Origin of the sequence: Streptomyces albireticuli (assembly GCF_021228125.1) — a bacterium.
Taxonomy (GTDB): Bacteria; Actinomycetota; Actinomycetes; order Streptomycetales; family Streptomycetaceae; genus Streptomyces; species Streptomyces albireticuli.
The window spans coordinates 545,564-559,165 of record NZ_JAJQQS010000002.1 but is presented as its reverse complement, the minus strand read 5'-3'; the positions used below and the strand labels follow the sequence as shown (position 1 = coordinate 559,165).

Below are 13,602 nucleotides of genomic sequence, written 5' to 3'. Positions count from 1 at the left end.
ACCGCGCAACCCGCGGACGGCCGCCCGCCCCGTACAGCCCCCGGCCGCCCGCCCCACCCCTCACTCCGGCAGCGGGAAGACCGCCTCCCCCGTGTCCGCCAGCGCGATCGCGATCGCCTCCACCGGACACATCTCCGCCGCCTCACGCACCCGTTCGGACGCCTCCCTCGCGCCCGGCACCGGGTGGGACCTGCGCGCCGGATCGAGCCGGAACGCCTCGGGCGCGAGGCCGGCGCACAGCCCCGAGCCGACGCACACCCGCCGGTCCACCGTGACGTGCCAGCGCTCGGCCATCATCCCTCCCCGTGCCCGGCGGGCGCCCCGGCGGGCTCCTCCGGGGACTCACCCTGCCCGGCCGGCAGGTGGATCATCTTGTGCTCCTGGTACTCCGCGAAGCCCTCGGGCCCGAACTCCCGCCCCAGGCCGGAGTTCTTGTAGCCGCCGAACGGCCCGAGCATGTCGAGGCTGAAGGTGTTCACGGAGTACGTGCCCGTGCGCACCCGGCGCGCGATGTCCAGGCCGTGTTCGACGTCCGCGGTCCAGACGCTGCCGGAGAGCCCGTAGTCGGAGTCGTCGGCGATCCGGACGGCCTCCTCCTCCGTGTCGTAGGGCAGCAGGCAGATGACCGGCCCGAAGATCTCCTCGCGGGCGATCCGCATGGTGTTGTCGACGTCGCCGAAGAGCGTGGGCTCGACGTACCAGCCGGTGTCGAGCCCGGCCGGCCGGCCGCCGCCCGCGAGCACCTTGGCGCCCTCGCGCCGCCCGAGCGCGATGTAGTCCAGCGAGCGCCGCCGCTGCCGCTCCGCGACCAGCGGGCCGACCTGGGTGGCGGGGTCGAGGGGGTCGCCCACGACGAGGGCGCCGGCCGCTGCCGCGAACCGCTCGGCGAGCTCGTCGTAGTGGACGCGCGGGGCGAGGATGCGGGTCTGCGCGACGCACGCCTGGCCGTTGTTCATCCAGGCGCTCGGCACGATGCCGGCGACGGCCGCGTCCAGGTCGGCGTCGGGCAGGACGACGGCCGCGGACTTGCCGCCCAGCTCCAGCGTGACCCGGGTGAGGTGACGGGCGGCGACCTCCATGACGCGCTTGCCGGCCGCGACCGAGCCGGTGAAGGAGACCTTGTCGACGCCGGGGTGCCCGACCAGGTACTCACCGGTCTCCGGCCCGGCGGGCAAGATCGACAGCACGCCCTCCGGCAGCCCGGCCGCGGTGACGATCTCGGCGAGCAGATACGCGTCCAGGGGTGTCTCGGGCGACGGCTTGAGGACCACGGAGCAGCCCGCCAGCAGGGCGGGCGCCAGCTTGGCCGCGGCCACGAACTGCGGCACGTTCCAGGGGGCGACCGCCGCGACCACCCCGACCGGCTCGCGCCGCACCACCAGCGGCCCGAGGACGCCGCCGCGCCGCTCCTCGTAGGGGATGTCGCGCGCGACGCCGATGGCGCAGTCCCACACCATCATCGCGCCGAGCGCCTGGGCGAGGACGCTCCAGGAGTAGGGGGAGCCGTTCTCGGCGGAGATGGTCCGGGCGAGCTCCTCGTGGCGGGCGGCGATCCCGTCCTTGATCCGGGTGACGACGTCGATCCGCTCGGCGAGCGGCCGGCCGGCCCAGACGCCGGAGTCGAAGGAGGCCCGGGCGGCGGCCACGGCGCGGTCCACGTCCTCGAAGCCGGCGTGCGGTACGCGTCCGATGACGCGCTCGGTGTGCGGCGAGACGACGTCGATGGTGTCCCGGCCGGCCGGGTCGGCCATGGCGCCGCCGATGAACAACTGCCCGTATTCGATGAGTTCGCCCATTGCCCGGTGCCTCCCACGGGCGGGCGGCGCGCCCGCCCAGTAGATCCGACGCGGCTCGGCACCGGCCCCGGCGCCGATCTGACGCAGCATCAGAACTGATAGCAGTTCTCGTTATAGTGGGCAATGGCCGCCGGGCGGCGGTGACGGGGAGGTGCCCATGGCGCACGTGCCGGACGTACCCGATGGACCGGACGCACCGGACACACCGGACGAATCGCGGATACCCGGGGCGCCGGGACCACCCGGGACGCCGGGCACGCCCAGGACGCCGGAAACGCCGGCATCGCCCAGGCACCCCGCGCCACCCACGCCCCCGGGATCACCCGGAACACCAAGCACCCCCAGAGCGCCCGGAACACCCGGGCCACTGGAGTCACCCACGCCCCTCGCCCCACCACCGCAATCGCCACCGCAACCACCGCCCCCACCCCCCGTAACCGACCACGGCGGCGGTGTCTGGTCCCTCCCCGTCCCGATCCCCGGCAATCCCCTCGGCCACACGCTCGTCCACCTCCTGGAGACCGACCGCGGCCCGGTCCTCGTCGACACCGGCTGGGACGACCCCGCCTCCTGGGACGCCCTCACCGCCGGGCTGGCCGCCTGCGGCACGTCCGTGGAGGCGCTGCACGGCGTCCTCGTCACCCACCACCACCCGGACCACCACGGCCTGTCCGGCCGGGTGCGCGAGGTCTCCGGTGCCTGGATCGCCATGCACCCCGCCGACACGGAGCTCGTCCGCCACCTGCGCGGGACCCCGCCCGGCGGCTGGATCGACCTGCTCGCCGGGAAGCTGACGGCGGCCGGCGCGCCCGCCGCCCACGTGGCACGGCTGGAGGCGGCGCGGGCCGGGGACCGGGAGCCGCCCGGGCGGCGGGCGGCGCTGCCGGACCGGGAGCTCGTCCACGGCGAGCTGCTCGATCTGCCCGGCCGCCGGCTGCGCGCCGTCTGGACCCCGGGCCACACGCCCGGCCACGTCTGCCTGCACCTGGAGGAGGCCCACCCACGCGGCGGCGCGGGCAACGGCCGGCTCTTCTCCGGCGACCACCTGCTGCCGGGGATCACCCCGCACGTGGGCCTCTACGAGATCTACGAGCCGGCCCGCGCCCCCGGCGGGCGCCCCGCCGACCCGCTCGGCGACTACCTCTCCTCCCTCGCCCGCGTCGCCGCCCTGGGCCCCGCCGAGGTGCTCCCCGCCCACCAGCACGCCTTCACCGACGCGCCCGGCCGGGTGCGGGAGCTCCTCGCCCACCACCGCGCCCGGCTCGCCGAGCTCCGCGCGCTGCTCCGTACGCCCCGGACTCTGTGGCAGCTCACCGGGTCCATGGCGTGGAACCGCCCCTGGGCCCGGATCCCGTACGCCTCGCGGAACATCGCCGTCGCCGAGGCCGAGGCGCACCTGCGCCACCTCGTCGCTCGGCGGCTGGCCGAGGCCGTGCCGGGCAGCCACCCGGTCGCTTACGTGGCGGTATGAGCACGGCGTAAAGGGGCGGCTAAAGTGTGCGTGACAACTTCATCCCGCCTCGGAACGGGGAAAGACCGGTGCGAATCCGGCGCTGACCCGCAACCGTGACCACGCCCGCCCCCGCGGCCGGCCGTGCGAGCCGGACCACCCGGTCCCTGGCGGCAAGGCTCCCGGAGCCGGTCGCGCCGCCCGTCGGCGCCGCCCGGCCCACCGGCACCGTCGAGGTATACGGAGCCGAGCCCGGTGCCACCGCGCGGAGTTCGCGGCGGAGCTGCCGTGCGAGGCCGCGCACCCTTTCCCTCGCAGGCCGACCACCGCAGTGACACCCACCGAGAGGCACCGACCCATGGCCCCCTCCCTCGCCGTCCCCGCGCGCCGTGGCGCCGCGGCCCTGGCCGCCGCCGCCGTGCTGAGCGCGGCCGTGGCGCCCGCCGCCTTCGCCGACGCGTCCCCGTCGCCGAAGGCCGGGCTCTACGGCACGGCCGACCCGAAGTTCGACGGTGTCTTCCGGCAGTCCCTGGCCTTCGTGGCACAGAACGCGGTGGGGGTCCGGCCGGCGAAGTCCGCGGTCGACTGGCTGGCCGGCCAGCAGTGCGCGGACGGTGGCTTCGCCGCCTACCGCGCCGACGTCTCGAAGGCGTGCGACCCGCAGAAGGACGAGTTCACCGACGCGACGGCAGCCGCCGTGCAGGGCCTGGTGGCCGCCGGCGGGCAGGGCGACGCGGTGAAGAAGGGCCTCGACTGGCTCAAGGCCCGCCAGAACGCCGACGGCGGCTGGGGCTACCAGGCCGGCAGCCCCACCGACGCCAACTCCACGTCCATCGCGATCGGCGCGTTCGCCGCCGCCGGGCAGGACCCGGCGAAGGCCGCCGTCAAGGACGGCAAGAACCCGGTCGACGCCCTGCTCGGCTTCCAGCTCGGCTGCGACGCCAAAGAGGAGGAGCACGGCGCCTTCTCGTACCTGAAGGACAAGGACGAGCTGCGCGCCGACAACCTGGCCAGCGCGGCCGCGGGGCTCGCCACCCGGGGCAAGGGCTTCCTGGTCGACCCGGTGAAGAAGGACGCCGACGCGGCGGTGAAGCCGCTGTCCTGCGAGGGCGACGACAGCGCCCGGCCGAAGGACGCGACCGCGGCGGCCGAGGCCGTGGACGGCTACCTCACCGCGGTGCTCGACAAGAACGGCGGCTACCTCCTGCCGTCCATGCCGGGCGCCCCGGCCAAGCCCGACCAGGGCAACACCGCCGACGCCGTCCTCGCGCTGGCCGCCGGCGGTCACCGTACGGCCGCCGAGAAGCCGCTGAAGTGGCTCGCGTCCAAGGAGAGCGGCACGGCCGCCTGGGCCGACAAGAGCCCGGGCAAGCTCGCCAAGCTGGTGCTCGCCGCCCACGCGGCCGGCGCCGACCCGCGCTCCTTCGGCGGCGCCGACCTGGTCGCGCAGCTGAACGCGACGGGCCCGGCCCCGGAGGCGGCCGGGGCCGCGGAGGAGAAGAAGGACGAGGAGAAGAAGGACGACGACGGGGGCCTCGGCACCTGGTGGGTCGTCGGCGTCTTCTTCGTCGCCAGCGTCGGCGCGGGCTTCCTGATCAGCGGCCGCAAGAAGAAGCAGCAGCTGTGACGCGGGGACGCGGCGCGCGCGCCCTCGGCACGCTGCTCCTCGCCGGGCTGCTCGCGGCGCTCGGCGCCGCGCCCGCGCAGGCGGCGGGCTACCGCTACTGGTCGTTCTGGGAGGGCTCCGGCGACGGCTGGGCGTACGCCACGCAGGGCCCGTCCACGGCGCGGCCCGGCGACGGCTCCGTCATCGGCTTCCGGTTCGCCGTCAGCGAGGACTCCAAGGACGCCGCGAAGCCGCGCGCCGGGGCCGACTTCGACGCGGTGTGCGAGGCCACGCCGGAGAAGGACGGCGGCAAGCGGGTCGCGGTCGTCGTCGACTTCGGCACGCCCGCCGACGCGCCCGGGGGCGAGACGCCGCCCGGGCCGCGGACGGCGTGCGCGAGCGTGGCGGAGGACGCGAGTGCCGGCGAGGCCCTCGCGGCCGTCGCGAAGCCGCTGCGCTACGACTCGTCGGCGCTGCTGTGCGGCATCGCGGGCTACCCGAAGTCGGGCTGCGGTGAGCAGGTCGGCGCCGGGGAGCAGAGGAGGAAGGAGAAGGGGAGCTCCACGCCCGCCTCCCCGGGGGCCACGGAGAACGCCGGGGACTCCGGTGACGGGGGTGACGGCGGCCCCTCGGCCGGTCTGATCGGTGGCGTCGCCGCCGTGGTCGTGCTCGGTGCCGCCGCCGTGTGGCAGGCGCGCCGCCGTCGCGGATGAGCGGACGGACCCCGCCGCGCCGGGGCGGTGACCGTGGCGGCCGTGGCGGCCCGGCGGCCGTCGCCCCGCCCGCCCCGCCGGCCTCGCCGTCCCCTCCGGCCCCGCTGACCGGGCGCGCCTCCGCGCTGCACGCCGGGGCGTGGTGGGTATGGGCGCTGGGCCTCGCGACCGCCGCGTCCCGCACCACGAACCCGCTGCCGCTGGGCCTGCTGATCGGCGTCGCCGGGTACGTGGTGGCGGCGCGGCGCACGGACGCGCCGTGGGCCCGCTCGTACGGGGCGTTCGTCAAGATCGGCCTGTTCGTCATCGGGATCCGGCTGGTCTTCGCCGTGGTGCTCGGCTCGCCGATCCCGGGCACGCACACCCTCGTCACCCTGCCGGAGGTCCCGCTCCCGGACTGGGCGAAGGGGGTGCGGATCGGCGGCCGGGTGACCGCCGAGGGGCTGCTCTTCGCGTTCTACGACGGGCTGAAGCTGGCCACGCTGCTGATCTGCGTCGGCGCGGCGAACGCGCTGGCGAACCCGGCGCGGCTGCTGAAGTCCCTGCCGGGCGCGCTGTACGAGGCGGGGGTGGCGATCGTCGTCGCGATGACGTTCGCGCCGAACCTGGTGGCGGACGTGCAGCGGCTGCGCGCCGCGCGCAGGCTGCGCGGGCGCCCGGACCACGGCCTCAAGGCCCTGCTCCAGGTGGGGCTGCCGGTGCTGGAGGGTGCTCTGGAGCGTTCCGTGGCCCTGGCGGCGGCGATGGACGCCCGTGGCTACGGCCGTACGGCGCGGGTGCCGCGCGCGGTTCGGCTCACGACGAACGTCCTCACCCTGGGCGGGCTGCTCGGTGTCTGTGCCGGAACGTACGGCCTGCTGGCCGACGAGGGCGCGGGCTACGGCCTGCCGCTGCTCCTCGCGGGCCTCGCCGCCGCGCTGGCCGGCCTGTGGCTGGGCGGCCGCCGCTCGGTGCGCACCCGCTACCGCCCGGACCGCTGGGGCGCCCGCGCCTGGCTGGTGTCGGGCTCGGGCGCGGCGGTGGCGGCCCTGATGATCTGGGCGAACGGCTACGCCCCGGCCGCCCTGCACCCCCCGGCGGTCCCGCTGACCTCCCCGGACCTGCCGCTGTGGCCGGCGGCGTCGATCCTCGTCGGCCTCCTCCCGGCCCTGGTGGCCCCGGCGCCGCCCCGCGCCACCACCCGCCCGACCGCCGGGACGGCCGCTCTGTCCGGCCGCGCCCGCCGCCCGAGGCCGAACTCCCGGGAGCGGGCGGCGGACGCCCCCGCGGAGGTGAGCCGAACGGACACCGGCGCGGCCCCCGCCACGGAAACCGGCACGGACGCCGGTGCCACGACGACACCGTCCCGCTCGACGGGCCCCCACCCGGGCCCCGCTCCCACGCAAGGGACCCGAGCGAACACCGACCCAGCACACCGACAAAGCCCGGCCGACGAACCAACAACCGCCCCCACCACAGGAACCGGCACAAACCCCGACCCCACGACAGCACCGCCCCGCTCGACGGGCCCCCACCCGGGCCCCGCTCCCACGCAAGGGACCCGAGCGAACACCGACCCGGCACACCGACGAAGCCCGGCCGACGAACCAACGCCCGCCCCCACCACGGAAACCGGCACAGACCCCGATGCCACGACGGCGCCATCCCGCTCGACGGGCCACGGCGATGCCGCCCCACCCGCCGCCGAGGACCGGGCGGACGAGGCCCGTTCCCCGGCCGGGGCCGGGGCCGGGGCCGGTGTCCGCCCTCCGACGTCCGATGTCCTCCCCACCGCACCCCCCACTCCCCCGGGCCGCGAGCCCCGTCGCAAGGAGGCTCCCCAGTGATCCGGTTCGAGCAGGTGTCCGTCTCGTACGACGGGGCGGGCGGGCCCGTGCTGCGCGGGGTGGACCTCGTCGTGCCCGAGGGGGAGCTGTGTCTGCTCGTCGGCCCGTCCGGGGTCGGCAAGTCGACGCTGCTGGGCACGGTCAGCGGCCTCGTACCGCACTTCACCGGCGGCACCCTGCACGGCCGGGTCACCGTCGCGGGCCGCGACACCCGCACCCACCGGCCGCGCGAACTGGCCGACGTCGTGGGGACCGTGGGCCAGGACCCACTGGCGCACTTCGTCACCGACACCGTCGAGGACGAGCTCGCCTACGGCATGGAGTCCCTCGGTCTCGCGCCCGGCGTGATGCGCCGCCGCGTCGAGGAGACACTCGACCTGCTGGGCCTCGCCACCCTGCGCGACCGCCCGATCGCCACCCTGTCGGGCGGGCAGCAGCAGCGCGTGGCCATCGGCTCCGTGCTGACCACCCACCCCCGGGTGCTCGTCCTGGACGAGCCGACCTCCGCCCTCGACCCGGGCGCCGCCGAGGAGGTCCTGGCCGTGCTCCAGCGCCTGGTGCACGACCTGGGCACGACGGTGCTGATGGCCGAGCACCGGCTGGAGCGCGTCGTGCAGTACGCGGACCAGGTCCTCCTGCTGCCCGCGCCCGGCGCGGCCCCGGTCCTCGGCGACCCCGCCGAGCTCATGGCCGTGTCGCCGGTGCAGCCCCCCGTCGTGGCGCTCGGGCGGCTCGCCGGCTGGTCGCCGCTGCCCCTCTCCGTACGGGACGCCCGCCGCAGGGCGGCCCCGCTGCGGGAGCGGCTGGCCCCGCTGGCACCACCGGCCGGGCCGGACGCCGCGCGGTCCGGCCCGGCCGGGCCGGACGGCGGTGCCGGACAACCCGCCACGGCACGCCCGCGCGGCGGTTTCCCACGCGGCGGATTCCCGCGCCGCGCCCCGCGCCCCGCCTCCGGCGGTCCCGCCGACATCACGGGGCTCGCCGTCCGGCACGGCCGGGTGGTCGCCCTGAGGGACGTCGAACTGTCCGTACGGGCGGGCGAGACCGTCGCGCTCATGGGCCGCAACGGCGCCGGGAAGTCCACGCTGCTGCGCACCCTGGTCGGCATGCACCGGCCCGCCGCCGGAACCGTGCGCGTGGGCGGGGTGTCCCCCCGGGACACGGCGCCCACGGAGCTGCTGCGCCACGTCGGCCTCGTCCCGCAGGAGCCGCGCGACCTGCTGTGCGCCGACACGGTCGCGGCGGAGTGCGCGGCGGCCGACGGCGACGCGGGCGCGGCGCCGGGCACCTGCCGGGCCCTGGTCTCGGAGCTGCTGCCGGACGTGGCCGACACGACCCACCCGCGCGACCTGTCCGAGGGCCAGCGGCTCGCGCTCGCCCTCGCGATCGTGCTCACGGCCCGGCCGCCGCTGATCCTGCTGGACGAGCCGACCCGCGGCCTCGACTACGCGGCCAAGGCCCGCCTGGTGGAGATCCTGCGCGGCCTGGCCACGGGCGGCCACGCGATCGTCCTGGCCACGCACGACGTGGAGCTGGCGGCGGAACTGGCGCACCGGGTGGTGGTCGTCGCCGACGGCGAGATCGTCGCGGACGGCCCGACGGCGGAGGTCGTGGTGGCGTCCCCGGCGTTCGCGCCGCAGGTGGCGAAGGTCCTGGCGCCCCTGCCGTGGCTGACGGTCCCCCAGGTGCGGCGGTCCCTGGAGGCGACGGCATGACGGGGAACCGGGACGCCCGCGCGACGGGCGGCGAGGTGACGGCGTCCGCCGACCGCCAGGCGCGGGCCGTCCGGCTCGGGCCGAGGTCCGTGGCCGCGCTCGTGCTGGTCTCCGCCATCGGCGTCGCCGCCTTCGGCTGGCCGCTGCTCGCCGACGCGTCCTCCGGGCTCGCCCACTCCAAGGACGCGCCGTGGCTGTTCGCGGCGCTGCTGCCGATGCTCCTCGCCGTCGTCGTGGCGACGATCTCCGACACCGGGCTCGACGCCAAGGCCATCGCCATGCTCGGGGTGCTCGCGGCGGCGGGCGCGGCGCTGCGGCCGCTGGGCGCGGGCACGGCGGGCATCGAGCCGATGTTCTTCCTGATGGTGCTGTCCGGCCGGGTCCTGGGCCCCGGCTTCGGCTTCGTCCTGGGCTCCGTCTCGATGTTCGCCTCCGCGTTGCTGACCGGTGGGGTCGGGCCCTGGATGCCGTTCCAGATGCTGGCCATGGGCTGGGTGGCGATGGGCGCCGGCCTGCTGCCGGGGCCGGACCGGCTGCGCGGCGCCCGCGAGCTGGCGCTGCTCGCCGCGTACGGGGCGGTGGCGTCGCTGTTCTACGGCACGGTCATGAACCTCCAGGGCTGGCCCTACATCGGCGCCCTGGCCACCGGGGTCTCGTTCGTCCCCGGCGACCCGCTCCCGGAGAACCTCGCCCGGTTCGTGGCGTACTGCCTGGCCACCTCCCTGGGCTGGGACCTGCCCCGCGCCGTGGTGACCGTCGTCGCCACGCTCACGCTGGGCCCGGCCGTGCTCAAGGCGCTGCGCCGGGCGACGCGGCGGGCGGCGTTCGACGCGCCGGTGGCGTTCAGGGACGCGTGATCACCGGTCGCGTTCAGGGACGCGTGAGCACCCCCGCCCCGGGGGTCCCGTGGCCGCCGCCGAGGTCCTCCCGGCCGCCGAGGTCGAAGACCAGCTCCGGCCGCTCCCAGGTGATCGCGGGCGGGATGGTGGGCGACCAGCCGACGCGTACGGCGCCGACGCTGCGGTAGAAGCCCTCGGACGGCGGGTGGGAGGTCACCTTGACCCGGGTCAGCCCGGCGGCGCGGGCCCGCTCCTTCATGTGCGCGGCGAGGCGGCGGCCGACTCCGAGCCCCTGGGCGGCGTCGGCGACGAACATCAGGTCCAGCTCGGCCGCGTCGAGCAGCAGCGCGTAGAAGCCGAGCGGCCGGTCCCCGGCGTCGGGCACGAGGAAGACCTCGTGCGCGGTGACGTACTCGGGCGTGACCACGTAGTCCGCCACCATCGGGGCGTACGCGCCGTGGTACGCCCCCGAGCCCCGCACCAGTTCCGTGAGCCGCGCCGCGTCCGCCGCCGTCGCCCGCCTGATCGTCTCCACCGCTCCCCCGTCCTGTGAGAGATCCCATCATGTAAGAGATCCACTTGGCAAGGGAGTATTACCGCTCCGGTGGGGCACGGCACAGGACCTCCGTCACATACGCGGGAAGGGCCCGCCGGACGCACGCGGGCGGGCCCCGGCCCGGCGGCCCGCGCCGCACCTGCAACCGCCGCAACAGCTGCAACCGCTACAACCGCTACAACCGCTACAACCGCTACAACCGCTACAACCGCTGAAGGATCGTCCCGGTCGCCAGCCCCCCGCCAGCGCACATCGTGATCAGCGCGAACTCCTTGTCCGCCCGCTCCAGTTCGTACAGCGCCGTAGTGATCAGCCGTGCCCCCGTCGCGCCGACCGGGTGGCCCAGGGCTATCGCGCCGCCGTTGACGTTGACCTTCTCCAGGTCCTGCTCGAAGACCCGGGCCCAGGACAGCACCACCGAGGCGAACGCCTCGTTGATCTCCACGACGTCGATGTCCTTCAGCGACATCCCGGCCCGGCCGAGCACGGCCCGGGTGGCGTCGATGGGCCCGTCGAGGTGGAAGTGCGGATCGGCGCCGACGAGCGCCTGGGCGACGATCCGGGCCCGGGGGCGCAGCTTGAGGGCGCGGGCCATCCGCTTGGAGGCCCACATCACGGCGCACGCGCCGTCCGAGATCTGCGAGGAGTTGCCCGCGGTGTGGACGGCGGTCGGCATCACGGGCTTGAGCCCGGCCAGGGCCTCCCGGTCGGTGTCCCGCAGCCCCTGGTCGCGGTCGACCAGCCGCCACATCCCCTGCCCGGCGTGCTGCTCCTCCTCGGTGGTGGGCACCTGGACGGCGAAGGTCTCCCGCTTGAAGCGCTCCTCGGCCCAGGCGCGGGCGGCCAGCCGTTGCGAGCGCAGGCCGAGCCCGTCGGCGTCCTCGCGGGTCAGACCGCGCCTGCGGGCGATGCGCTCGGCCGCCTCGAACTGGTTGGGGAGGTCGACGTTCCACTCGTCCGGGAAGGGGCGGCCCGGGCCGTGCTTGGAGCCGCTGCCCAGCGGGACGCGGGACATCGCCTCGACGCCGCAGCCGATGCCGATGTCGATGACGCCGCTCGCGACCATATTGGCCACCAGGTGGTTGGCCTGCTGCGAGGAGCCGCACTGGCAGTCCACGGTGGTGGCGGCGGTCTCGTAGGGCAGGCCCATCGCGAGCCACGCCGTGCGCGCGGGGTTCATCGACTGCTCACCGGCGTGGGTGACGGTGCCGCCGACGATCTGCTCGACGCAGTCGGGCTGGATGCCGGTCCGGGCGAGGATCTCGCGATAGGTCTCGCCGAGCAGATAGGCAGGGTGGAGGTTGGCGAGCACGCCTCCGCGCTTGCCGATCGGGGTGCGTACGGCTTCGACGATGACGGGTTCGGCGGCCATGTGGGTCCTCTCGTGGCATCCGCGGGGCGTCCCGGCGCCCCCGGCGCTGTGTCAACTCCCGATCCCCCGTCGAACTAGTACGCGTTCTAGTCCCGTCCGCAGTCTTATGACTGCTACCCCCGGTACGCAAGGGTCGCGCACCCGCCGCGTCCGCAACAGATGGCGTCGCCACCCTTGCCGCGCCCGGGCCGCGTCACTACCTTCGGGACATTTCTGATGACCCGTCAGTCATAGCCCGCCGGCCGGAAACCCATCAGCCCGCCAACCCGTCAGCCCGTCAGCACCCGCCGGCCGGCAGGCCCACCCCTCACCCACCGGCCGGCCACCGGCACCTTCGACCGGCCCCACCCCGGGAGTCCCCGATGACCTGCCCCGCGCTGCCCGAAGGCTTCGACCTCACCGACCCCGACGTCTACCGGAACCGCGTCCCCCTCCCCGAGTTCGCCGTGCTGCGGCGGACGGCCCCGGTGTGGTGGAACGCCCAGCCGCACGGCGTCGCGGGCTTCGACGACGACGGCTACTGGGCCGTCACCCGGCACGCGGACGTCAAGGAGGTGTCCACCCGGCCGGAGGTCTTCTCCGCCCACCGCAACACCTCCATCATCCGCTTCAACGCCGGGATCGGCCGCGACCAGATCGACGCCCAGCGCCTGATCATGCTCAACATGGACCCGCCCGAGCACACCCGCGTCCGCCAGATCGTCCAGCGCGGCTTCGCCCCGCGCGCGATCCGGGCCCTGGAAGCGGCCCTGCGGCGGCGCGCGGAGGCGATCGTGACGCGCGCCCGGGGGCGCGGCAGCGGCGACTTCGTCACCGACGTCGCCTGCGAACTGCCCCTCCAGGCCATCGCCGAGCTCATCGGGGTCCCCCAGGAGGACCGGGCCCGGATCTTCGACTGGTCCAACAAGATGGTCGCGTACGACGACCCCGAGCTCGCCCTCACCCAGGAGGTGGGCGCGACCGCCGCCATGGAGCTGATCTCCTACGCGATGAACCTGGCGGCCGCGCGCAAGGAGTGTCCGGCCCGGGACATCGTCAGCCGGCTCGTGGCCGCCGAGGACGAGGGCAACCTCGCCCCGGACGAGTTCGGGTTCTTCGTCCTCCTGCTGGCCGTCGCGGGCAACGAGACCACCCGCAACGCCATCAGCCACGGCATGCACGCCTTCCTCACCCACCCCGGGCAGTGGGAGCTCTACAAGCGCGAGCGCCCGGCCACCACCGCCGAGGAGATCGTCCGCTGGGCGACCCCGGTCGTCTCCTTCCAGCGCACGGCGACCCGGGACACCGAGCTGGGCGGCGCCCGGATCGCCGAGGGTCAGCGCGTGGGCATCTTCTACGCCTCCGCCAACCACGACCCGGAGGTCTTCGAGCGCCCGGACGTCTTCGACATCACCCGCGACCCCAACCCCCACCTGGGCTTCGGCGGCGGCGGCCCGCACTTCTGCCTCGGCCGGTCGCTCGCCGCCCTGGAGATCGACCTCATCTTCCACGCGATCGCCGACACCCTTCCGGACATCCGGCTGGAGGGGGAGCCGAGGCGGCTGCGGTCCGCGTGGCTGAACGGGATCAAGGAGCTACGGGTGCGCTACACATGACGGAAATCTTGCTGACGCTGCATCAACTCCCATGAAACACAAGGGAAATCGAGACGTTCCCGCACCTTGTCGGCCGCCGAGTAGCGGACTTACTCTCGGGTAACGCCTTCCTGGGCCCGAGGCCCTCCGACGCT

At 75.4% G+C, this 13,602-nt stretch carries 11 protein-coding genes and 1 pseudogene; 8 read left to right on the top strand and 4 right to left on the bottom strand.

From position 1 onward, the window contains the following. Positions 1-60: 60 nt before the first annotated feature. Positions 61-294 carry a ferredoxin gene (locus LUZ64_RS02680; protein ID WP_095579886.1) on the bottom strand — a complete coding sequence of 78 codons (234 nt, stop codon included), beginning with the start codon at positions 292-294 and terminating at the stop codon, positions 61-63. Then, a complete protein-coding gene (locus LUZ64_RS02675; protein ID WP_095579878.1) occupies positions 294-1,796 on the bottom strand; it encodes an aldehyde dehydrogenase in 1,503 nt (500 codons plus the stop codon). The genes LUZ64_RS02680 and LUZ64_RS02675 overlap by 1 nt, the downstream gene beginning before the upstream one ends. Before the next feature lie 367 nt (positions 1,797-2,163). Between LUZ64_RS02675 and LUZ64_RS02670 the strand changes: the two genes are divergently transcribed. The 6 genes and pseudogenes from LUZ64_RS02670 to LUZ64_RS02645 all read left to right on the top strand — a co-directional run bounded on the left by LUZ64_RS02670 (position 2,164) and on the right by LUZ64_RS02645 (position 9,963). Beyond that, on the top strand, positions 2,164-3,267 hold the full coding sequence (locus LUZ64_RS02670) for a Strvi_7410 family MBL fold metallo-hydrolase (RefSeq protein ID WP_107426581.1): 1,104 nt from the start codon (positions 2,164-2,166) through the stop codon (positions 3,265-3,267). 337 nt (positions 3,268-3,604) lie between these two features. Then, positions 3,605-4,873: an SCO2321 family membrane protein gene (locus tag LUZ64_RS02665; protein WP_095579882.1), complete on the top strand. Its 1,269-nt coding sequence runs from the start codon at positions 3,605-3,607 to the stop codon at positions 4,871-4,873. Then, positions 4,870-5,565, top strand: a complete 696-nt coding sequence (locus LUZ64_RS02660) for an SCO2322 family protein (protein WP_095579884.1) — start codon at positions 4,870-4,872, stop codon at positions 5,563-5,565. Before LUZ64_RS02665 ends, LUZ64_RS02660 begins: the two co-directional genes overlap by 4 nt. Continuing rightward, a pseudogene (locus tag LUZ64_RS02655) lies at positions 5,562-6,740 on the top strand (energy-coupling factor transporter transmembrane component T); the annotation flags it as partial. The gene LUZ64_RS02660 and the pseudogene LUZ64_RS02655, both read left to right, overlap by 4 nt. A gap of 647 nt (positions 6,741-7,387) precedes the next feature. Then, positions 7,388-9,106 carry an ABC transporter ATP-binding protein gene (locus LUZ64_RS02650; RefSeq protein ID WP_095579078.1) on the top strand — a complete coding sequence of 573 codons (1,719 nt, stop codon included), beginning with the start codon at positions 7,388-7,390 and terminating at the stop codon, positions 9,104-9,106. Continuing rightward, positions 9,103-9,963 (top strand): ECF transporter S component, encoded by an 861-nt coding sequence (locus LUZ64_RS02645; RefSeq protein ID WP_095579079.1) that lies wholly within the window; start codon positions 9,103-9,105, stop codon positions 9,961-9,963. Before LUZ64_RS02650 ends, LUZ64_RS02645 begins: the two co-directional genes overlap by 4 nt. Positions 9,964-9,976: 13 nt before the next feature. Here LUZ64_RS02645 and LUZ64_RS02640 read toward each other — a convergent pair whose 3' ends face one another. After that, a complete protein-coding gene (locus LUZ64_RS02640) occupies positions 9,977-10,480 on the bottom strand; it encodes a GNAT family N-acetyltransferase (RefSeq protein WP_095579080.1) in 504 nt (167 codons plus the stop codon). Positions 10,481-10,524: 44 nt separating this feature from the next. On the opposite strand from LUZ64_RS02640, the gene LUZ64_RS02635 reads away from it, so the two are divergent. Next, positions 10,525-10,716: a hypothetical protein gene (locus tag LUZ64_RS02635; RefSeq protein WP_170116657.1), complete on the top strand. Its 192-nt coding sequence runs from the start codon at positions 10,525-10,527 to the stop codon at positions 10,714-10,716. Here the strand turns inward: LUZ64_RS02635 and LUZ64_RS02630 are convergent. Beyond that, complete coding sequence (locus tag LUZ64_RS02630; RefSeq protein ID WP_095579081.1) at positions 10,704-11,873, bottom strand: steroid 3-ketoacyl-CoA thiolase; 1,170 nt, start codon at positions 11,871-11,873, stop codon at positions 10,704-10,706. The two genes, LUZ64_RS02635 and LUZ64_RS02630, sit on opposite strands and share 13 nt — an antisense overlap. 362 nt (positions 11,874-12,235) lie before the next feature. Between LUZ64_RS02630 and LUZ64_RS02625 the strand changes: the two genes are divergently transcribed. Beyond that, positions 12,236-13,468, top strand: coding sequence for a cytochrome P450 (locus tag LUZ64_RS02625; protein ID WP_095579082.1), 1,233 nt, complete (start codon positions 12,236-12,238; stop codon positions 13,466-13,468). Positions 13,469-13,602: the final 134 nt, after the last annotated feature.

What these genes read in the sequence shown, in the direction of transcription:
- LUZ64_RS02680 (WP_095579886.1), bottom strand. Translation starts at nt 294, where the DNA reads ATGGCCGAGCGCTGGCACGTCACGGTGGACCGGCGGGTGTGCGTCGGC.
- LUZ64_RS02675 (WP_095579878.1), bottom strand. Translation starts at nt 1,796, where the DNA reads ATGGGCGAACTCATCGAATACGGGCAGTTGTTCATCGGCGGCGCCATG.
- LUZ64_RS02665 (WP_095579882.1), top strand. Translation starts at nt 3,605, where the DNA reads ATGGCCCCCTCCCTCGCCGTCCCCGCGCGCCGTGGCGCCGCGGCCCTG.
- LUZ64_RS02645 (WP_095579079.1), top strand. Translation starts at nt 9,103, where the DNA reads ATGACGGGGAACCGGGACGCCCGCGCGACGGGCGGCGAGGTGACGGCG.
- LUZ64_RS02630 (WP_095579081.1), bottom strand. Translation starts at nt 11,873, where the DNA reads ATGGCCGCCGAACCCGTCATCGTCGAAGCCGTACGCACCCCGATCGGC.
- LUZ64_RS02625 (WP_095579082.1), top strand. Translation starts at nt 12,236, where the DNA reads ATGACCTGCCCCGCGCTGCCCGAAGGCTTCGACCTCACCGACCCCGAC.